The 19,681-nt window shown below is 60.0% G+C and carries 20 protein-coding genes; 13 read left to right on the forward strand and 7 right to left on the reverse strand.

The genetic code is table 11. The annotated features are described in order from the left end of the window. Window positions 1–174 precede the first annotated feature (174 nt). The 3 genes from EQV90_RS12625 to EQV90_RS12635 form a co-directional block, all read right to left on the reverse strand. Window positions 175–735, reverse strand: coding sequence for a cysteine hydrolase family protein (locus EQV90_RS12625; RefSeq protein ID WP_003441268.1), 561 nt, complete (start codon window positions 733–735; stop codon window positions 175–177). 102 nt (window positions 736–837) lie between these two features. Further along, complete coding sequence (locus EQV90_RS12630) at window positions 838–1,275, reverse strand: GNAT family N-acetyltransferase (protein ID WP_202210943.1); 438 nt, start codon at window positions 1,273–1,275, stop codon at window positions 838–840. Between the two features lie 39 nt (window positions 1,276–1,314). Further along, complete coding sequence (locus EQV90_RS12635) at window positions 1,315–1,851, reverse strand: cysteine hydrolase family protein (protein WP_240878170.1); 537 nt, start codon at window positions 1,849–1,851, stop codon at window positions 1,315–1,317. Between the two features lie 305 nt (window positions 1,852–2,156). On the opposite strand from EQV90_RS12635, the gene EQV90_RS12640 reads away from it, so the two are divergent. The 3 genes from EQV90_RS12640 to EQV90_RS12650 all read left to right on the forward strand — a co-directional run bounded on the left by EQV90_RS12640 (window position 2,157) and on the right by EQV90_RS12650 (window position 3,654). After that, the gene (locus EQV90_RS12640; RefSeq protein ID WP_010655851.1) at window positions 2,157–2,657 is read left to right on the forward strand and encodes a GNAT family N-acetyltransferase; all 501 of its coding nucleotides are present in this window, start codon (window positions 2,157–2,159) and stop codon (window positions 2,655–2,657) included. 74 nt (window positions 2,658–2,731) lie between these two features. Continuing rightward, window positions 2,732–3,310 (forward strand): hypothetical protein, encoded by a 579-nt coding sequence (locus tag EQV90_RS12645; protein ID WP_003441279.1) that lies wholly within the window; start codon window positions 2,732–2,734, stop codon window positions 3,308–3,310. A gap of 26 nt (window positions 3,311–3,336) precedes the next feature. After that, a complete protein-coding gene (locus tag EQV90_RS12650; protein WP_003441282.1) occupies window positions 3,337–3,654 on the forward strand; it encodes a hypothetical protein in 318 nt (105 codons plus the stop codon). Window positions 3,655–3,657: 3 nt separating this feature from the next. On the opposite strand, the gene EQV90_RS12655 is transcribed toward EQV90_RS12650, so the two are convergent. Continuing rightward, window positions 3,658–4,701: a substrate-binding domain-containing protein gene (locus tag EQV90_RS12655; RefSeq protein WP_240878171.1), complete on the reverse strand. Its 1,044-nt coding sequence runs from the start codon at window positions 4,699–4,701 to the stop codon at window positions 3,658–3,660. A 249-nt stretch (window positions 4,702–4,950) separates the two neighbouring features. Here EQV90_RS12655 and EQV90_RS12660 point away from each other — a divergent pair, with 249 nt between their 5' ends. From EQV90_RS12660 to EQV90_RS12670, 3 genes are all read left to right on the forward strand, one after another. Then, complete coding sequence (locus EQV90_RS12660; RefSeq protein ID WP_003441288.1) at window positions 4,951–6,297, forward strand: solute carrier family 23 protein; 1,347 nt, start codon at window positions 4,951–4,953, stop codon at window positions 6,295–6,297. Between the two features lie 138 nt (window positions 6,298–6,435). Next, a complete protein-coding gene (locus tag EQV90_RS12665) occupies window positions 6,436–7,728 on the forward strand; it encodes an amidohydrolase family protein (protein ID WP_232286840.1) in 1,293 nt (430 codons plus the stop codon). 11 nt (window positions 7,729–7,739) lie between these two features. Further along, window positions 7,740–8,453: a sulfite exporter TauE/SafE family protein gene (locus tag EQV90_RS12670; protein WP_010655849.1), complete on the forward strand. Its 714-nt coding sequence runs from the start codon at window positions 7,740–7,742 to the stop codon at window positions 8,451–8,453. A gap of 21 nt (window positions 8,454–8,474) precedes the next feature. On the opposite strand, the gene EQV90_RS12675 is transcribed toward EQV90_RS12670, so the two are convergent. Next, complete coding sequence (locus EQV90_RS12675) at window positions 8,475–9,350, reverse strand: LysR family transcriptional regulator (RefSeq protein ID WP_003441296.1); 876 nt, start codon at window positions 9,348–9,350, stop codon at window positions 8,475–8,477. Between the two features lie 151 nt (window positions 9,351–9,501). Between EQV90_RS12675 and EQV90_RS12680 the strand changes: the two genes are divergently transcribed. The 6 genes from EQV90_RS12680 (at window position 9,502) to EQV90_RS12705 (ending at window position 16,404) form a co-directional block, all read left to right on the forward strand. Then, window positions 9,502–10,953 carry an aldehyde dehydrogenase family protein gene (locus EQV90_RS12680; protein WP_010655847.1) on the forward strand — a complete coding sequence of 484 codons (1,452 nt, stop codon included), beginning with the start codon at window positions 9,502–9,504 and terminating at the stop codon, window positions 10,951–10,953. After that, window positions 10,950–11,999 carry a membrane dipeptidase gene (locus EQV90_RS12685; RefSeq protein ID WP_003441301.1) on the forward strand — a complete coding sequence of 350 codons (1,050 nt, stop codon included), beginning with the start codon at window positions 10,950–10,952 and terminating at the stop codon, window positions 11,997–11,999. The genes EQV90_RS12680 and EQV90_RS12685 overlap by 4 nt, the downstream gene beginning before the upstream one ends. 122 nt (window positions 12,000–12,121) lie before the next feature. Continuing rightward, window positions 12,122–13,681, forward strand: coding sequence for a BCCT family transporter (locus EQV90_RS12690; protein ID WP_003441305.1), 1,560 nt, complete (start codon window positions 12,122–12,124; stop codon window positions 13,679–13,681). 1 nt (window position 13,682) lies between these two features. Then, on the forward strand, window positions 13,683–15,377 hold the full coding sequence (locus EQV90_RS12695; protein WP_240878172.1) for a hypothetical protein: 1,695 nt from the start codon (window positions 13,683–13,685) through the stop codon (window positions 15,375–15,377). Continuing rightward, window positions 15,358–16,011, forward strand: coding sequence for a DUF3726 domain-containing protein (locus EQV90_RS12700; RefSeq protein WP_003441312.1), 654 nt, complete (start codon window positions 15,358–15,360; stop codon window positions 16,009–16,011). The genes EQV90_RS12695 and EQV90_RS12700 overlap by 20 nt, the downstream gene beginning before the upstream one ends. A 33-nt stretch (window positions 16,012–16,044) precedes the next feature. Continuing rightward, window positions 16,045–16,404, forward strand: coding sequence for a RidA family protein (locus EQV90_RS12705; RefSeq protein WP_003441314.1), 360 nt, complete (start codon window positions 16,045–16,047; stop codon window positions 16,402–16,404). Between the two features lie 27 nt (window positions 16,405–16,431). Here EQV90_RS12705 and EQV90_RS12710 read toward each other — a convergent pair whose 3' ends face one another. Next, window positions 16,432–18,474: a TonB-dependent siderophore receptor gene (locus tag EQV90_RS12710; protein ID WP_240878173.1), complete on the reverse strand. Its 2,043-nt coding sequence runs from the start codon at window positions 18,472–18,474 to the stop codon at window positions 16,432–16,434. Further along, window positions 18,471–18,605 carry a hypothetical protein gene (locus tag EQV90_RS21700; RefSeq protein ID WP_276617527.1) on the reverse strand — a complete coding sequence of 45 codons (135 nt, stop codon included), beginning with the start codon at window positions 18,603–18,605 and terminating at the stop codon, window positions 18,471–18,473. Before EQV90_RS21700 ends, EQV90_RS12710 begins: the two co-directional genes overlap by 4 nt. A 328-nt stretch (window positions 18,606–18,933) precedes the next feature. On the opposite strand from EQV90_RS21700, the gene EQV90_RS12715 reads away from it, so the two are divergent. Then, a complete protein-coding gene (locus EQV90_RS12715) occupies window positions 18,934–19,620 on the forward strand; it encodes a type 1 glutamine amidotransferase domain-containing protein (protein WP_003441320.1) in 687 nt (228 codons plus the stop codon). Window positions 19,621–19,681: the final 61 nt, after the last annotated feature.

Here is a 19,681-nt window from a genome sequence, read left to right on the forward strand (position 1 = left end):
CCATCGCTAAACTATTTCAGCCGGCATCGGCGGTCGATGCTGTGCAAGGTTTCGCGCAGGGAAATCACCTGCTCCGGAGCCAGCCAAAAGCACCTGCCCAGGGGTGGGTGGGCGATCTTGCCGGCTCGCTGTTGGCCGGATTGCACTTCAAGTGGCGTCAACACCAGCGGGGCTTCAGATAAGGTTTAAAATCTGCCCGGTCTCGACAATGGTCGCGTAGTCCATTGCCAGATTGCTGAGAGAGATTGCATGTATATCCTCTGCACTCCAGTGGCGGCCTGTCAGATCATTTTGATCGAACGTGTAAGCAGCGTCCGCAGGCACTATCACCTCAAAGCCCAGGTTGCCTCCCGAGCGCACCGTCGACTCCACCGAGTTATTGGTAACAACACCGCAGATCACCAGTTGCCGAATTGAACGGGTGGTCAGCCAGCGCTCAAGGCTGGTGGCGGTAAAGGCATCCGGGACGTTCTTTTCCACAACGTGTTCATGGGCCAGAGGCACAAACGCCTCCTGAAACTCGCAGCCGGGTTGTCCCGGGTGAAATACCGAGTCGGCTGATCGCGATATGTGCCGCACGTGAACCACCGGCCTTGCAGACCGTCGCCATGCACTCAGTAACGCCTCGATCCGCAACTCGGCCTGGGGGTTGTTGCGTCTGCCCAGCTTGGGATGATCAATGCCTTTCTGCATGTCGATGATCACCAGTGCTGCGTTGTCTTCGAGCCTTTGCATGTGATGTCCGATTGCCGGGGGGAAGGGGCGCAATGCTAGCGCGAAGTGCCGGGCGGGCGCCTGCTGTCCGGCAATGAACATCAGGCGACCGCCGTGCAGGGTTTATGGGCGCTGCTTCTCAAAGCGCACATCACCTTGCTCCAGGTTCTCCACCGCTTGCCAGCCGAGCTTGCGGTAGAAGCCACTGGCGCGGCTAGCCCCGGCGGTTTCGAGCCAGATCGTCGGGTGCTGCCGGAACAGGCAGGCTTCGGCTTTTTCCATCAGGCGTCGGCCGAAGCCGTGACCCTCGAATTCAGCCCGCACGAATGCCGCAAACACGCAGCCTTCTTCGAGATCAACCATGGAAAACCCCACCGGGGTGCCATCGGCCTCCGCGATCCAGAGGCACGGCGCCCGGGACATCGCCTGGCGTATGGCTTCGGGGGTAATGCCCATTTGCGTTAACTGATCACGGGACAGGTGGTTCTCTGTCACGCTGGTGCGGATGTCGAATATCACCTCGATATCCGTCTCATTGGCGATTCTTACCGTTCTTTGCATGATCTGTGTCCTCGGCTTCGGCGTTTTTTTGCTGGCAATTCAGTCAGCGCAGGGGTCCTGAAAGCTCCAGTCCTGTGCCTGGACAACACGGCAGAAAGGTCCGGCCAGGGTCGCATTGTGATGTGCCACTATCTGCCGGGCCTTGAGCAAGGGTGTGTCGGAGCAGGTATGACCGTCGGCAATCAGCACCGCATCAAAGCCCAGATCCCTGGCTGCCCGGCAGGTGCTGTCTACGCAATATTGAGTCTTCATTCCGGTGACGACTATGCCCGTGCATCCACGCACTTGCAGCTGTTGCTCCAGCTCAGTCATGCAAAATGCGCTTGGCCGGCTTTTGTTGAAGATAACTTCGTCACCCTGCAGCTCCAGTTCTTTAACGATTTGCGTCAGCGGGCTGCCTGGTTCGATGGGCGACCCCGACGGGCCAGTGTGTCGGGCCAGGAAGATCGGGGCGCGGGATTGCCGCGCATCGCTCATAAGCCTGTTCAATGTGTTTATCAGCGCTGGCACCTGCCAGGGCTGGTCGGGGCCCTGAACCAGACCGACCTGCATATCGAGAATCAGTAGTGCATACATGGTGCATTTCCTTGCGAGTGAGCCAGCGACCGCAAGGCACAAAAAAGGCCCTGCGCATTGCTGGCGGGCCTTTGAAGTTCGTTTTGGTTCAGCTCACGACACTTCTCACGGCCCGCCTTGTGCGGTCGTGGTAGTGGTGGTGGTCGAGGCGATACGGTACGTGCTCATGGACTGGAAAGTAGCCACCCCATTGCGGATTGGCAAGCGCCATTGTGAACGCGGTGTAGCGCAAGGTTGTCCCTCACCCGGGCGCACGCTAGTCTGCGCCACTTCGTATTGACACTGGTACAGGGAGGGGGCGCAGCATGATTTCAGTACGTCCGGTTGAGGCCGGTGAGTGGCGCAGTTACCGGGACCTTCGTCTGCAGTCGTTGCAAGACTCTCCCGATGCTTTCGCCAGCACCTATGAGTCAGAGGCGGGCAGGACCGATGAGGTCTGGGCTTCACGGCTTGCAGGTGCCGTATCCTCGGGGCAGGCGCGAATATTTGTTGCGCTCGATCACCAGCAAATGTGCGGGCTGGTCTGGTGCAAGTTGCCGGAAGCCGGCGTGGCCGAAATTTTTCAGATGTGGGTTGATCCTGCGCGCCGTGGCCTGGGCGCTGGCGGTGCACTGCTGCATGAAGCGCTGGAGTGGGCAAAGAGTGTTGGTGTACGCCGTGTTTGCCTGGGCGTAACGGCCGCAGACACGCCGGCAATGGGCCTGTACAAGGCATCTGGCTTTCGTCCGGTCGGCCCTCTGGAACCCCTGCGTGATGGCTGCGGCCTGATGTCCCAGGCAATGGAACTGCAACTCGGCGCTGACTGATCCGCCGGTTGTGGCACCTTCCGGAGAAATTGAAGTCCATAGCTGCTCCCGACACATGAAAATTCAAGGATCGAATGAAAACAACTCTGGTTTTTACCCTCGCAATAACCCTGGCCCTGTCAATTACCGGCTGCGCCAGCCGCCAGTCTGCCGTTCAATCCACGCCAGAGCCGCTGGTGACGATACCCGCGGATGAGCAGCATGCAAGCCTTGCGTTCCGCACTGTCGGCGGCGCAGGTGACCATCCCGTCAGCTACTCCACCGGGCCGAGTGACGCCGGTCGATTCGGCATGCAGTCTGCTGGCGAACAGGTGTATGACACGGCTTATTTCAAGCGCATACCCGGGTACCTGAAAAAAATGGCCGGTGGGACGTCGAGTATCGACACGCTGGTAGAGGCCAATAAACCGCTGAAGGTCAATGCGCTGGTCAAGCAACAGGTTGCGACCCTCAACGGCATTCCCATGCACTCGATGTTCGGTTACGCCATAGCGGCTCAGCCTGAGACTCAAGTCTTTACCCCAAAACCCAAGACCGCTTACCTCATCGAAACAGTCATAGCAGATAACTACGTCATGACGGTTTACGAGATTACGGGCACGGGGGAGCGCAAGCCGGTGAGCGTGGTTAAATCCCGGGAAGAATTCTATTAACCCTCCATCACCCAGGAAAACCCTTTATGCCGTTACCCGTCACGTCCTCCTATGCGCAGCGAATGCTCGAGCTGGAAGCCAGTAACCCGGATGTCGCGCAACTGGCCGGGCAAATTGCCGGGGCAATAAAGTCGGAGTATCTGAGCCAGTCGGCCGAGGTGCTGGTGCAGGATCTGTTTGCCCATCTGGACCCGGTCGCCCGACAGGAGCCCGGTTGCGTGACGCGCCTGGCAATGTGGCTGCAGAAGCTGGCGGATGCCCGGGCATTGTCCCATGCCCAGGTGGCGAAGTTTGTGACCGGCGCTGTCGGCCAGGGCGGTCCATCCGCTGTGGTGCCGCTGTAGGGGTCAGTGCCGGGGGGGGCCGTCTGACTGTGCGCTTGAGTCTCGCACCACCAGGGTCACCAGGGGCGCATCCATGCGCTGACGTTGCCCGGTATTGTTGATTTGCTCGAACAGTAACTCGATGGCCTGGGCCGCGATTTGTTCGAGATGCATGTTCACGGCCGTCAAGGGCGGGTTGCATTCCCGCGCCCGCAAGCCGTTATAGCGCGTCACCACTTTTACATCCTGCGGCACCTTCAAGCCTCTTGCCGTCAACGCCTGTACGGCCCCAGTGGCGAAGGCATCCACCGGGACGCACAAACTGTCCAGTTGCGGGTACTCCTCCAATAATTGCAGGCAGGCCTCAGCGCCGGCTGATTCGCCTCCGGCTTCATCCGCCCGCACGATGGCGACGGGCTGGTCAGTGGAGGCGCAGTAAGCGCGATAGGCATGCTCCATATCGACATAGGAGTGCCTGCTTTGAGCGCCGATTATCAGACCGGTCCGGCGGGCGCCCTGTGCGTGCAAGTGCTCCAGCAACAGGGCACCTGCAACGTCTGCATGCATATCAATGTACGGCACCGGATCGTCGGTCTCGGGCTGGCGTCCAATTGAAATCAGCTTCACTCCTCTCTTGCGCAAGCGGGCAATGTGCGGGTCGTTTGCCACCGGCTCGATGATGATTGCCCCGTCAATATCCAGGGTATCCAGCAAATCCTGCGCTCCCTCCATCGGTGGCACCAGAACCAGAGCCACGCCCTGACGTAATGCAGCCTCCATCGCGGTGGCAGCGATTTCCATCAAAAACCCCAGGCGTGAAGATCCGCCGGCAACGGCAAAGGGCATGGATGACAGCAGGGCTATTGAGTTGGCGCGCCCGGTGCGCAGGCGCTGCGCCCGCAGGTTCGGGCTATAGCCCAGGCGGGCGGCGACTTCCTTTACCAGGGTCCGGGTCTGGGGGTCGACCTGGCCGCGGTCATTGAGCGCATGGGAGACGGTGGTACGCGACACACCAGCGGCACTGGCTACATCAGCAATGGTGGGGCGACGAGAGCTGCTGCTGGGCATAGGTAGGGAAACTCAATAAACGATGGGCCGAGTTATACGCCTCCTGACCCGGATCAGCTACTCAAGCCGGGTTGCCCGGGGTCTGCCGTTGACAGGTTAATTGAACAGGACTACATTCCACCCAAATCGATTTGGGCGGCATGTGTAAATCGATTTTGGCGCGGATTTATCTGCATGTTCATCGTTAAGGCTGCGTCTGGAACAATCACTCAATGAGCCGTTGATGCTGGCTTAACGTAGAGGTGGGATATGTCGGATAACAATAAGAAACCCGTTTCCCCTGTTGATGAGTTTCTGCCATGGCGCCAACTGCTGCTGTTTGGCGGCCAGCATGTGCTGGTGATGGCGGCGTCACCCATAGCGTCGGTTTTTCTGATGGCGACCGCCCTTGGATTTTCCAGCGACTTAACCCTTCAGCTGTTGAGTGCCACCTTTCTGGTCTGCGGCCTGGGGACGCTCTTGCAGTCACTGGGCTTGCGCGGATGTGGCTCGCGCTTGCCTTTCATCATGCTCCCCGGCGGAGCCCCGATCATGCTGTTCATATTGATTGCCCAGCAAAACGGGGTCGCCACTGCTTCGGGCGCAGTGATCCTGACGGGTTTTTTCTACTTTCTGGTACTCCCGGTTTTTCGCCGGCTGCTGCGTTTTTTTCCCTCTGTGGTGGTCGGTACCATGTTGCTGCTGGTGTCGGTCAATCTGGTCAAACTCTCGGGCCAGCTCATTGTGGGGGAGCCGGGCACTGCCGGTTTCGCCGCGCCACAGCAACTCCTGCTGGCCTTCTCAACCATCTTTATCACGGTGCTGTGTTCACGCCTGCTGCGTGGAACCTTCGGTCAGCTGTCTATTTTGCTTGGCTTGATTGGTGGCAGCTTGCTGGCCGTGGCTCTGGGGGCATTCGACAGCTCGCGGTTGAGCCTGTTGCCCCTGCTGAACCTGCCCACGTTGATGCCGTTCGGGGTCCCGCAATTCGATCTGTTCGCCTCCATTCCGCTGATGCTGTTCTGTCTGGTGTCCATGGTCGAAGCAACGGGCCAGACCGTCGCCATCAGTGAAGCCGTCGACAAGCCCCTGGATATAAACCGCGATGTGGTGCGAACCATCCGCGGGGATGCGCTGGCCTCGATTCTGGGCGGGTTTATGGGCACCTCACTGATTATTACCAGCGGAGAAAACATAGGTGTCATTCGTGCCACCGGGGTCCGCTCCCGTTATGTCACTGCCGTTTCAGGGCTGCTGTTACTGCTTTTTGCACTGCTTGCGCCACTGGCGCGTTTGATCGAGGGCGTGCCCCAAGCCGTGGTCGGCGGCACCAGCCTTATCGTGTTTGCCATTGTCGGCACCATGGGCATCGACATGCTGCGCAAAGTGGACCTGCGCGACCACGGCAACATGTACGTGGTGTCTGTGGCCCTGGCCGTGGGGCTGCTGCCGATTCTGGTCCCGGGGGTCTACAGCCACTTCCCGGACGGCCTTGCCGGCCTGCTGGGCAACGGCGTCGCCATGGGGGCCTTGACTGCGGCACTGATGAACTTTGTATTCCATTGCGTTGGTCGCCAGCCAGCCTCAGTTGCCGCCAAGACCAAGCTGATTAACTGATTCAAACAAAAAGGCATCTCCATGGATTCCAGCTCTGCGACTCACTTACTGTCTTCACCGCAACAGCTTGTTGCCTCTGGTCAATTATTGGCTCCCCAATGGCTAATGCTCCCTGAGGGGCCGCGCCGCGAACATGCCGTGCTGATTGAAAATGGCTGCTTCGCCGATGTGGGGCCTTTGGCACTTTTGCAGGGCCGTTATCCCGATCATCAAGTGCTGCGCCTTGATGATCAATTATTGATGCCGGGGTTTATCGATACCCATCACCATCTGAGCCAGAGTTTCGGCAAGGGGCTGGTGTTCGGTGAGCCTTCAGAAATATTCAAACGTATCTGGATACCACTGGAAGGCTCCCTCGATACCGACCTGCTGTACCTGACCAGCAAGCTGGCGGCATTTGAATCCCTGCGGGGTGGTTTCACCACCGTATGTGATGCGGGTACCCGATCCAGAGAGGGGGTCGAGACAATTGCCCGGGCCGTCCATGAAGTGGGCATCCGCTGTGTATTGGCCAAGACCTGCAATGACCTTCAGGGCGGGCAGGTACTGGAGGCAGGTGCGATTCTCGCCAGGGCAGAGCAGCACCTGTCAGAGTGGGACAACGACACACTGGTCACGCCTTCATTGGCAATCCCCATTCCGGAAATAGCCACCGACTCGACCCTCAAGGCGGTCTACGGTCTGTGCCACGAGGCGGGACGCATATTCCAGAGCCATGTCAATGAACACCTGGTGGCCGTCGAACGTTCGCTGGAACTCTATGGCGTGCGCCCCCTGGAGCACCTGCACCGGGCCGGAGCGCTGGGCCCCGGGGCTCTGCTTGCACACGCCACATTGCTCACACCGAATGAAATTTGCCTGTTGCGCGATAGTGGCGCCGCCGTGAGCTACAACCCGGTTGCCAGTGCCTGGAAAGGCAATGCGGTGGCACAGGCGCATCTGATGCACTGCCTGGGTATTCCAGTGGGGCTGGGCACAGACGGTACCCGCGGTGACGGGTTCCGCCTTCTGGATTATGCCGAAGCCGCCCAGCGTTTCGCCCACGGCTTGCCAGTAGGGGACTCGGTGTGCGGCAGCGGCAAACTGTGGCTCGACATGGGCACCCGGGACGCAGCCCAGGTGCTGGGGTTAGGCAAGGTCACGGGGCAAATTGCCCCCGGTCTGGCGGCCGATTTTCTGCTGGTGGACCTGGCGGTACCGGAACTGCTGCCGTCCTGGAACCTGACCTGGGACCTGGTCCGGCTGGCCAACCGCGATCAGATCCAGGCCGTTGTGGTGCAGGGCAAGGTGCGGTTGTGGCAGGGCTGGCCCACCGACTGGGATGCCCGGGCCCTCATGCGTCAAGTGGATGCTCTGGCCCGGGATGTTGTGAGTCGGGCACCCATTCATAAAGTCCATCCGTTACCGTCTGTGCTTTTGCGCGGCGAGTAGATGAGTAAAACATGAGCTTACCTTTCGATCCGATTTACATCATCGCTATAGCCGTCGCATGTGGTGCCCTGATCCAGGGCACCACCGGAATGGGCTTCGCCCTTATCGTGGCGCCGGTCATGGGCTTGCTGGCTCCAGAGTCATTGCCCATCAGTTTATTGATCCTGATGTTGCCCCTGAATGCCGCCATCGCCTGGCGCGAACGGGCGGCAATCGATTTCAGAGGCAGTTCGTGGATCACTCTGGGGCGCTTTGCAGGAACCTTTGGCGGGGTCTGGATTCTGTTCTGGCTGCCGCTCTCGCAACTCAACATATTGATCGGCCTGTCTACGATTGCGGCCTGCATCGCCACCTGGGTGGCCCCCTCATTCGTCCCCGGCCGGCGGGCGCTTATTTCGACGGGAGTCATTACCGGCATCACCGAAACGGCCACCGGGGTGGGCGGTCCGCCTCTGGCTCTGGTGTACCAGCATTCTCCGGTTGCCACTTTGAGAGGCTCGGTTGCCCTGTGCTTTCTGGTGGGCGAATTGATCTCGCTGGCGGTACTGGCGGCAGGCGGTCATCTACGGGCCGGACAAGTCGAACCGGTGCTGATCCTGTGCTTGCCCCTGGCGCTCGGCGTGCTTGCCAGTTACCGGGCCCGGCACATGATCAACGAGAAACGCCTGCGCCGGTTCGTGCTGATCTTCGCTTTCGTTTCGGGATCACTGTTGCTGGTGCAGTAAGTCGTACAGCCAGCGGCGTCCCTACGGAAAACGACTGGCCTTCAGGGCTTTCACAAAGGTGTACGAGGCGTGGTTGAGCGAGTCCCTGGGCGGGGTGATGACACTGACCGAGCGCATGATCCGCTCGTCTTCCAGGGGTAGAAAGCGCAGGTCAGTGCTACTGGCCGAGCGTCTGAGCAATTCGGGAAGCAGCGTCACGCCCATGCCCTGGGCAACCAGAGCCAGCAATGAAGTGGTGTTTCTGACGCTGAGGGTCGACTGGTCTCTGATGTGACGAAACTCCGCGGCATTGATGTCTGCTCCCAGGCCGCTGTTGATGAAGTTATGACCTTCCAGATCGCTCCAGCGTACCGGGCGGGCGAGTGAGCACAGCGGGTTATTGGCCGCGCAGACCACGCAAAAGGCGTCCGAGAACAGAAAGTCCTGATTGATGTTCGGAATACTGGCCGGCACGGTGGCGATGCCAATATCCACTTCGCCGGCCAGAACCGCCTGGACGACTTTTTCGGAGTCCATGTCGCGGATATCAAGGTGGAATTGCGGGTATTGCTCATGGAAGTGCTTGAGCAGCGGTGGCAATAGCGTGATGGCGAATGACGGTACCGCTGCCACCCGCACCAGCCCGGTTTCGGCCTTGGCATAGGTCTTGATGGTGGTGATGGTGCGCTCGAAGTGGGTCAGCTCGCGTTGCGCCTCCTGCAAGACAAACCTGCCCAGGGGGCTGAGCAGGTTTTTGCGCTCGCCTTCAAATAGCGCGCCGCCCAACTCCTCTTCCAGTTGCTTGAGCGAGAGCGAGACGGCCGCCGGTGTGCGATGCACCCGTTGGGCGGCCTGGGTCAGGCTCTGACTGGTGGCGACAGCGACGAAAAACTGCAAATTGGTGATTTTGATGCTCATGGCGGTCAGTTCGCAGATCAAGGCTTTGTTTAAATAATACTTAACTGTCGTTAAAATTTACTAGATTTACTTAATAGTCTGGCCGCTCATAATCTCCTCCATAACAGTTACAGGCGATGCCGATTCATGGCATGCCAGTCAGGAGGAATTCATGACGTACAGCAATTTGAATTACATCGCCGGTGAGTGGCTCAAGGGCCAGGCTGAAGTCGAAAACCGCAACCCTTCCGATACCCGGGATCTGATTGGCCTCTACGCACAGGCTTCTTCGCAGCAACTGGAAACAGCCATCGAAGCCGCCACCCATGCGCAAAAACTCTGGGCCCGTTGCGGTATCGAACAGCGCTACAAAGTGTTGATGGCCATTGGTCAGGAGTTGATCAATCGCAGCGCCGAAATCGGTCAGATGCTGTCCCGTGAAGAGGGCAAGCCACTGGCTGAAGGTGCTGGCGAAGTGTATCGGGCCGGCCAGTTCTTCACCTATTACGCAGCCGAAACCCTGCGCCAGATGGGGGATAGCGCAGACTCGGTACGTGATGGCATTGAAATCGATGTGCGTCGCGAGGCGGTGGGTGTGGTGGCCATTATCTCGCCATGGAATTTCCCGATGGCCACGGCCTGCTGGAAGATTGCTCCGGCACTGGCCTTCGGCAATGCCGTGGTCTGGAAACCGGCCAATCTGACCCCGGCCTGTGCTGTCATCCTCAGCGAAATCATTTCCCGCCAGGACATTCCCAAAGGCCTGTTCAATCTGGTGATGGGCGCCGGGGCGCAAATTGGTCAGGCCCTCATCGAACATCCGGGCATCAGTGCCATCTCCTTTACCGGCTCGGTTGAAGTTGGCAAGGGGATTGCCGCCGCTGCCGTGGCCAATATGACCAGGGTGCAGCTGGAGATGGGCTCCAAGAACGCCCTCGCAGTCATGGATGATGCCGACCTGGACCTTGCCGTGACCTGCGCGGTTAACGGTGCGTTCGGCGGTAGCGGGCAAAAGTGCACTGCGTCCTCGCGGCTGATCGTGCACGAGCGCGTGCACGATGCCTTTGTCGAAAAGCTGGTCGCCGCTACCCGGGCGTTGAAAGTGGGGCACGCCCTGGAAGCGGGAACCCAGATCGGCCCCGTTGCCAGCGCTGCGCAATTGGCCAGCAACCTGGCCAGTGTCGAGCTGGGGCGCCAGGAAGGCGCTGAATTGATCACCGGAGGCAATCCTCTGGAACTGGCCACACCCGGTCACTTCATGGCCCCCGCGTTGTTCGTTGAAACCCGCAACAGCATGTTGATCAATCGCCAGGAACTGTTTGCGCCTATTGCCTGTGTAATCAAGATCGGCAGTTATGATGAAGCCCTGACGCTGGTCAATGACACGCGTTTTGGCCTGACTGCCGGGATCATGACCCGCTCGCTGGCCCGTGCCAGCCATTTCCGGCGCAATGCCCGGGCCGGCTGCGTCATGGTCAACCTGCCAACCGCCGGTACTGACTACCACGTGCCCTTCGGTGGGCGCGGTGATTCCAGTTATGGCCCGCGGGAACAAGGCCGGTCGGCCGTCGAGTTTTATACCCATGTAAAAACCGGCTACATCGCCGCAGGAGAGCCGCTATGAATCCGGCCCGACCATTCGCTGTGCGCGGGCCCCGGGTTGACTGCATGCAATACGGCAACTGGTCAGAGAAAATCTTCCGGCAGATGCGCGACGGCGGGGTTGATGCGGTGCACGTCACCATCGCCTATCACGAAAACTTTCGTGAAATGGTGGCCAATATCGAAGCCTGGAACCTGTTGTTCGAGCGCTTCAGCGATTTGATCCTGCACGGCAAATGGGCCGGCGACATCGCGTTGGCGCGCCAGACCGGGCGCACGGCGATCTTCTTCGGCTTTCAGAACCCGTCGCCGATCGAAGACGACATAGGCCTGGTGGAAGTGGTCCATGCCCTGGGTGCGCGCTTTATGCAGCTGACTTACAACAACCAGTCGCTGCTGGCCACCGGCTGTTATGAACAACATGACACCGGGCTGACCCGCATGGGCAAGCAGGTGGTGCGCGAGATGAACCGTGTGGGGCTGGTGGTGGACATGTCGCACTCGTCCGACCGCTCCACCCTGGAGGCTATTGAGCACTCGCAGCGACCGATTGCGATCACCCATGCCAACCCGGCGTTCTGGCATCCGGCCTTGCGCAACAAGTCCGACCAGGTGCTCAAGGCGCTGGGCCAAAGCGGCGGCATGTTCGGTTTTTCTCTGTACCCCCATCACCTGCACGGCAAGAGCGCCTGCACCTTGCAAAGTTTTTGCGAGATGGTCGCCCGCACGGCCGATCTGGTGGGGGTCGAACACCTCGGGCTGGGTTCCGACCTGTGCCAGGACCAGCCTTACAGCGTGGTTGAGTGGATGCGGGTGGGGCGCTGGACCAAGGAAGTCGACTACGGCGAAGGTTCTGCGGCAAATCCGGGGTTTCCAGACCAGCCCGAATGGTTCCGTGACAACCGCGACTTCGTAAACATTGAAGCAGGCCTCGCTGCCACAGGCTTCGGGCCTGCCGATATAGCGGCCCTGATGGGCGGCAACTGGCTGCGGTTTTTCGAAGCGGGCTTTGTACCCGAAGATGCCCGCAATAGCACCACGGCTCGCACCGTAGATATCGCGATTTAAAGTATTTCAGCCACCCGGATTCGCAACTGCAAGGCCGACAAGGACATCGCGCAATAACAACAAAAGTACTTCCAACAATAACAATACTGGCGATCGACAACTCTCTTCGGAGGGGAGGCTCAATGGAAATTCCAACTGAAGTTTTGGTGGGGAGTGAACCCTGCACGCTTCGTAAAAGTGCTATCGGCAAACTCGACTGGTCAACGTTCTGGATCAGTGGCGGCTTCTTCCTGCTGTTCCTGATCATTGCCCTGATTGATTTGAAAACCCTGTCCGGCCTGATCGGCGGAGCGTTTTCCTGGGGCACCCATTACTTTGGCCTGTACTGGCAAGTGCTGATGCTGCTGACATTTGCCTCCAGCCTGTATATCGGTTTCAGCCGGGTCGGCCGGGTCCGCCTTGGCGGGGTGAACAGCACACCGGGCATGAGCACCTTCAATTGGGTGTCGATGATCATGTGTGCACTGCTGGCCGGTGGCGGCGCTTTCTGGGCGGCTGCCGAACCCTTGTCGCACTTTATGAAACCTGCGCCTTACTTCGGCGTGGCGGCGCAGAGTGCGCCGGCCGCGGTGGCGGCACTCTCGCAGTCATTCCTGCACTGGGGGTTCATGGCCTGGGCCGTTCTCGGCAGCCTGTTGACCGTGGTGTACATGTACCTGCACTACGAGAAAAAACTGCCGCTGATGCCGCGAACCCTGCTTTATCCATTGCTGGGAGAGCGAGCGCTTAAAGGGCCCATCGCCGTGATTGCGGATGCCTCGGCGATTATTGCCGTGGTTGCCGGCACCATCGGGCCAGTGGGTTTTCTGGGGTTGCAAATCGCTTTTGTCCTGCACTCGGTGTGGGGCGTGCCCGATACCATTACTACCCAGGCCATGGTGATTCTGGCGGTCACGACCATCTACACCCTGTCGTGCGTGGTGGGCCTGGGCGGTCTGCGTCTGGTCAGCAAGGTCCATGTGTGGCTGATGCTGGGGCTGGCCGCGTTTCTGTTTATCTTTGGCCCGACTCTGTTTCTCAGTGAGACCTTCGTGCAAGGCCTGGCCTTGCATGTGACCAGTTTTTTCCAGACTGCCCTGTACCGTGACGACAGCCAGTGGCTCAACAGCTGGACGCTGTTCTACTGGGGCTGGTTTATCGGTTATGCACCGATGATGGGGATCTACGTCGCCAGGGTCTCCCGCGGCCGCAGCATCCGCGAAGTGGTGGGCTTGCTGTCGGTGGCGGCGCCCCTGATCACCATGGTCTGGTTCACCCTGGTGGGTGGTACCGGCATTGGCCTGGAACTGAGTTCGCCGGGCAGTGTGGTCAGCCACGGGGTGCAACCTGAAGCACTGTTGCTGGGGGTTGCCCAAGCGATGCCGATGCCTACTTTGATTTCAGCACTGTTTCTGTTCCTGAGTTTTTTCTCGGTGGTGACCAGTGCCGGGTCGATGTCCTACACCGTGGCCATGGCCATCAGTACCGATCATGGCGAGTCGCCAACCTGGCTGAGGGTGTTCTGGGCGGTCGGCATGGGAGTGGTCGGCGCCATTCTGATCACCCTGGGTGAAGGCGGAATCACAGCTTTGCAGTCGTTTATCGTGATCACGGCAGTACCTGTGTCGATCCTGATTTTGCCCTCTGTGTGGGATGCCGTGCGCATTGCCCGGCAGATGGCGCGTGACCAGGGAGTGATCTGATATGCAACTGCGACCACCTTCCCGTGTCATGAAGGCCGCGCGCCTGGGTGCCTTTCATCAGTCCCGGCTGTCGTTCATGCGCCAACTGCTGCGCCGCTTGAAGCGCGAGCAGTGGCAGTTCCAGCGCACGGTCTGGAGCATCGACGGGCAGGGCGTCGGCCGGGCCGTGTATGTGGCCCGGGGGCCGGAGCGCGCATATAGCCTGGTGGCCTTTGCCCATGATCTGGACCCTGCGCTGCGCTCTGACCGGGTGATTGCCACGGCCTGGGATGCCACTTTCGCTTTGTTCGACGGGGTTCCTGATGAAGTCGAGCTGCAGCGCCTGCAAGCCAATGTGCCGAAACAGGAAGCGGGCCGCGTGTCGTCCCGTGAGCTGTGCATGGCGCGAGCCAACCGCTCGGTGCGCCTGTTTGACCATGTGCTGCAGGAACTGGCCGCAGGCCGCCAGCCGGACTGCGCTTTTGTCGAGCAGGTGGGTTACCTGATGCGCACCACGGCGGTCTATGGCAGCGGCAAGTTTGGCGCGGCCGATCGTGAGTCGGTGGCCGCGCGCCCCGAGCTGTCGGCACCTTTTCAGGCGGAAATGCTCACGGTGTTCCTGATTCGGGCCTTTAGCGTCGATCTGGTGGAGCATCTGGCACAGGTTCAGGCCCCGGGCACGGCGGTAGTGCTGGAGCCCGGAATTCGCCGCCGTTTCGGCCTGGGCAACTCCACGGGCCTGGGCATGGCACCTTTTCTGTTGAATCACCCGATGCTTTTAAACAACTGGGTGCAAGCCCGGGAAACAGCGCTGCAGCGAGTGCGTGCAGTGCGCCGGCCAACGCCTGCGGAGCAGGGAATGTTTGTGGATTTTGTGCGCCGCGCACAAGCCGACGCCCGCAGCTGGCACTCGGACCACCCGTTGCAAGGGCAGCGCATCCTCGAGTTGCAACAGGACTTCAAGGCCCTGCAACTGTGTATGGGCGAAGGCATTCTGCAGCGCGAGTATCCATGGGATGCGCTTTATCGCTGGGCCGAAAACCGGCTGTCGCTGGAGGCACAAGAGCAGTTGGTGTCTTTGTTGCTCGAGCCCTACGGGCATTTGATCGACGATCTGGGGCAAACCATGCAGGCCGATGAACAGCTGGGTTTCGCGGTGGACGGCAGCATGGGGGTGGGTGCCCTTAAACAGATTCTTGCCACTGATTACGCCTGGGTCGCGGCCATCGATTTTTCCACCGAACAGAGTCACTCGCTGTTCTGGTATGTGTCCGAGGAAAAGCTCGAGCCGCGGATCGGGCAGCGCTTCAGCGAGCCGGGCGAAGCACTGGAGCAGCCTTTGGCAGTGGCGCGGGATATTTCCCGGCTGCAGCAGGCCCTCAATGGTTGCGACGACGGGCAGACGGTGGCCACCTTCCTGCTGGAGCATCCCGAGCACCGGCATGTGGTCAGGCGTGTGCAGCTGGCGCCGGGCTGCCCGTACGCCGATATACAGGACAACCTGATTGACCGGGCTCTGCTGCCGATCGACTTGCTGCGCTGCAAACTTTCGTTCTTCGGCGCCACCCGGTTCGACCCGCGTTCCGATCGTTGGGTGCGCATCAACATGTATCAGAACGCCCCCTTTCCCCATGAGTTGAGTCAGGTGTTGGTCGATGACTGGTCTTATCCCGGTCTTGGCAGTCAGGAGCAGCGCCATGCATGCATCGTTGAATGAGATCGAAAGTCTGTGCAAAAAGGCCGCCCGTGGTGCGGGCATGTCCTGGGGGCTGGCGGAGGAGGCCGGCAAGGCGGCGAAATGGTTGTCGGCCCATGGTCTCGATGGCCCGCAGGTGATTGCCGGGCAGTTGCGGCGTGACGACGGGGTTGTTTATAGCGAGCTGGCGCCAGTGATCGGCGCTGGCGCCTGGCACGGGGCCAGCGCTGCGCTGTGCCCCTTGATCACAGGCGCGGCCCTCAGTGACCACGCTTATCTGCTGGGTAGCCACGGACAGATTCTGTTGAACGATGTGGCCAGCCCGCAGTTACTGATCCCCTTTGTCAGCGCCATGGCCAGACGCCTCAAGGCGCCCGTCGAGCTCTCGTGGCCGGGTTGCAGCCTGGGCTTCGACAGTCTGGGCGGGGTTTTTCTGAATGACGCAGGGGGGCTCGGCCAGCAGCGCGCAGTCAGTGTGTGCTGCAAGCAAGGCACGGATGCTCTGGATCCGGCCAGTGCGCTTGCCGGCAGCGTTCGCCCGGTCGCCGAATCTGACCTTGCCTATCTGCAATCACTGGCCGCCCGTACCTACGTGCCCGCTACCGAAGCATCGCGGCTACTGGGCGCCGGTGCCGGACTGAGCGACAACAACTAAATACCCATCTTTTAACCCAAACGGATCTGCATCATGACCTCTGCTATTCAACGTCTCGGCACCACCCCGCGTTTCAGCCAAATCGTCATCCATCAGCACACCGCGTATCTGGCAGGTCAGGTCTCGCAATTGATTGAGGGTGATATCAGCGACCAGGCGCAGGACGTATTCGGTAAAATCGATGCCTTGCTGGCCACCGCAGGTTCAGACAAGAACCATCTACTGTCGGCGCAGATCTGGTTGGCTGACATGGCGGACTATGAGGCCATGAATCAGGCCTGGGATGCCTGGCTGACAGGCGTGGGGGCGCCGGTGCGGGTGTGTGTGCAATCGCCCATGGCGAAAAAGCATTATCGCATTGAAGTTCAGGTCATTGCCGCGCTGACCGCCTGAGGCCCGCGCGGTGTCTGAGGTGCTGTCTTACAACGTCCACTTCAGCGAGACCATCAGGTTGCGCGGGTCGCCGTAGGTCCCGCTGCCGCTGGCGGTGGGGATGCCCTGCCAGTATTTTTCGTCGAACAGGTTGTTCAGGTTGACCCGGGCGTCCCAGTGCTCGTCCAGGCGATAGCCTGCCATCAAGCCGACAACTGCATAGGCATCCTGTACCGCATGGCCATTACCGACCCGGCCGTAGGTTTCGCTTTGGGCCAGTACGTCGGCGCCGATGCGCAGTTTTTCCAGGTCGCCGCGCAAGTGATAGGTGGTGGCGGCCTTGAACAGGTGCTTGGGCTGGTTGGGTGCGAACAGGTTGCCTTTGTCAAAGGACTTGTCCTTGACGTACTGGCTCAGCACCAGGGTGTAGGCAGCCGAGGCTTGCCAGTACGGGGTGAGGGCACCGCTGATTTCAGCGTCCAGCCCGCGGCTGCGGACTTCGCCGGCGGCTTCATAGCAGGTGCGGTTGGTGGCCAGGCAACTGGCGGGCTGGGTGTCCAGCGCATAGGCACGGTTTTCCTGGGTCATGTCGAACAGCGCCAGGGAGGCATTCAGCTCGCCATCGAAGTACTCACCCTTGATCCCCACTTCATAACTTTCACCGGTCATCGGTTTGAGCACCGCGCCGCTGACGTCCTGCTGGGTTTGCGGTTTGAAAATTTCGGTGTAGCTGGCGTAAACCGAGTAGGTATCGTTGAGGTCGTAGATGACGCCTGCATAGGGCGTGACTTGCTGGGTGACTTTGTAATCGCCGGTGCCCGAGCGATTGTCGTAGTCGTACCAGCTCAGCCGGCTGCCGACTATTAGGTGCAAAGGGTCGATGGGGTTGAAGCGGGCGGCGGCGTAAACGCCTTCTTCGGTGGCCGTATTCTGGCTCTGGTACGGGGTGCGATCGGCAATGTCCGGCTTGGGAATGACCCCCGGATCGAAGTTGTAGATATCGATCGGAGTCGCCTTGGACCAGAAGCCGCCTTTTTGGTCGAACTTTTCCTGACGCCGGCTCGCGCCCAGGGTCAGTTCATGTTCACGGCCAAACAACCTGAACGGGCCCGAGAGCGAGCCATCCAGATTGGTCTGCACGTCGGTGGTGTCATATTGCCCTGACGACTGGTTGAATCCGCCGCCCTTGGCAGCACTCAGGTAGCTGGAGAAGGTGTTGGACTCGGCCCAGATTTTGGCGAATGCCAGTTTTGAGGTCCAGCCGTTGTCGAAGCGGGTGGTGAGGTCGGTGAACAACGAGACGTTGTCCCGATCCCAGTAGGCCCAGTCGTTGCTCAGGAAGGTCGAGCGTGGCAAGTGCAGGTTTTCACCATTGGGTCCGGCCGGCAGGCTGCCCCAGTCCGAGGTTGCATCGTCACGCTGTTTCGAGGCCCCGAGGGTCCAGGTGGTAGCGTCGCTCAGGTCGGCTTCCATAACCCCGTAGAAGGTCTGGCGCTGATTGTCGCGTACGTCGATATAGCTCTTGTTGTCTTCATAAGCGGCCACTACCCGCCCGCGAACGGTCCCCGTTTCATTGAGCCTGTTCGAGGCGTCGACCTCGGTGCGGTAGCGATCCCAGCTGCCGGCGCTGGTGGTGATGCTCACTTGCGGCGTAGCAGTGGGGCGCTTGCGCACCAGGTTCAGGGTGGCCGAGGGGCTGCCGGCACCGGTCATCAGGCCGGTGGCGCCGCGTACCACTTCCACCCGGTCATACATCGCCAGGTCAGCCCCGGCGATGGTGTCCAGGGTGAAAGTACTGAGGCTGGTGGGCAGCCCGTCGTACATCAGGTTATCGATGGTAAAGCCGCGGGCCAGAAACTGTTGGCGGTCACCGCCGAACTTGCGCAGGGTGATGCCCGGTGCGTACTTGACCACATCGTTGAGGTCTTTGATGCCCTGATCATCCATGCGCTGGCGGGTCATGACGCTCACCGACTGCGGTGTTTCGCGGATCGACAACGGCAGGCCGACGGCAGTGCTCATGGCCCCGGTGGTGTACGAGCCGCTGCCTTCGGTGGTGGCGGTGCCTGAAATACCGGCTTCGGCATTCACATTGACGCTGTCGAGGGCAACGGGCCTGCGGCTGGTGCTTGCCGGTCGGCGGATTCGTCAGCCGCCAGGGCCGCCGCCGAAAAAGCCAACAGCAAAGAACCGGTCATCACGGGCATAAAGGGACGAAGCATCTCAGAGATCCTGTAGAGGGGAGGGAGACGTGTCGCCTTTGCGGACACCTTGCAGCGGGGCGCCAGACGTATGGCAAAGACTACGCAGGGCGGAATGGTAGAGATTTATTCGCATATGTAAATAGTAATTATTACCATATGCAGTGAATTTGTATTCGCTCCTGTCTTTATGGCCTGTTCTGGTCCCTGGCTCAAAAGCGGGCACTTCGGTCAAAGCACTGCGGGCCTGTTGAGGGACCAACGGGGCGGCAGCGGCTGAACGGTTGCCTGATCAGCATGGTCTACCCTGCAGCACCTATGGGTTGTCTCTCTCAGCAGGAGGTTAACGATGAGCAAGAAAATTCTGGTGGTACTGACCAGTGTCGAAAAATACCCCGACCTCGATCGCGCCACAGGGTTGTGGCTGGGCGAGGCAGTGCATTTTGTGCACAAGGTCGAGGCCGCGGGGTATGCCGTTGACTATGTCAGTCCGCAGGGCGGTTACACGCCGATCGATCCCCACAGTCTGGCCAAGGACATGGCGTCGCAGATTGACTGGGAGTGGTATCACGACAAGGGCTTCATGAATCGCCTCGGGGCAACGCTCAAGCCGGACCAGGTCAACCCGGATGATTACGTCGCCATTTATTACACCGGCGGCCACGGGGTGATCTGGGACTATCCGGACAACCCGCAGTTGCAGGCGTTGAGTCGCCATATCTATGAGCGGGGCGGGGTGGTTTCGTCGGTTTGTCACGGTGCAGTGGGGCTGCTCAATATCCGACTGTCTGACGGCGAGTTGCTGATCAAGGGCAAAAAGCTCACCGGTTTTTCCAATGAAGAAGAGAAACTGGCAGGCCTGGCTGACGTTGTGCCGTATCTGACCGAGAGTGAGTTGATGAAGCGTGGCGCTCAGTATCTGAAGGCCGGCACGCCCTGGGCACCCTTTGCCATTGCCGACGGGCGGCTGATTACCGGGCAAAATCCTGCGTCCGGCGGTCCGGTGGCAGATCTGGTGCTGGCCGCCATCAAGTAACCCCGGCCGCTGCCAAACCTTGCGGTTGAGATAGCAGCCGTTTCAGACCGATGCCGGGCCG

The organism is Pseudomonas sp. TMW22089 (genome assembly GCF_022496645.1).
Classification (GTDB): domain Bacteria; phylum Pseudomonadota; class Gammaproteobacteria; order Pseudomonadales; family Pseudomonadaceae; genus Aquipseudomonas; species Aquipseudomonas paraversuta.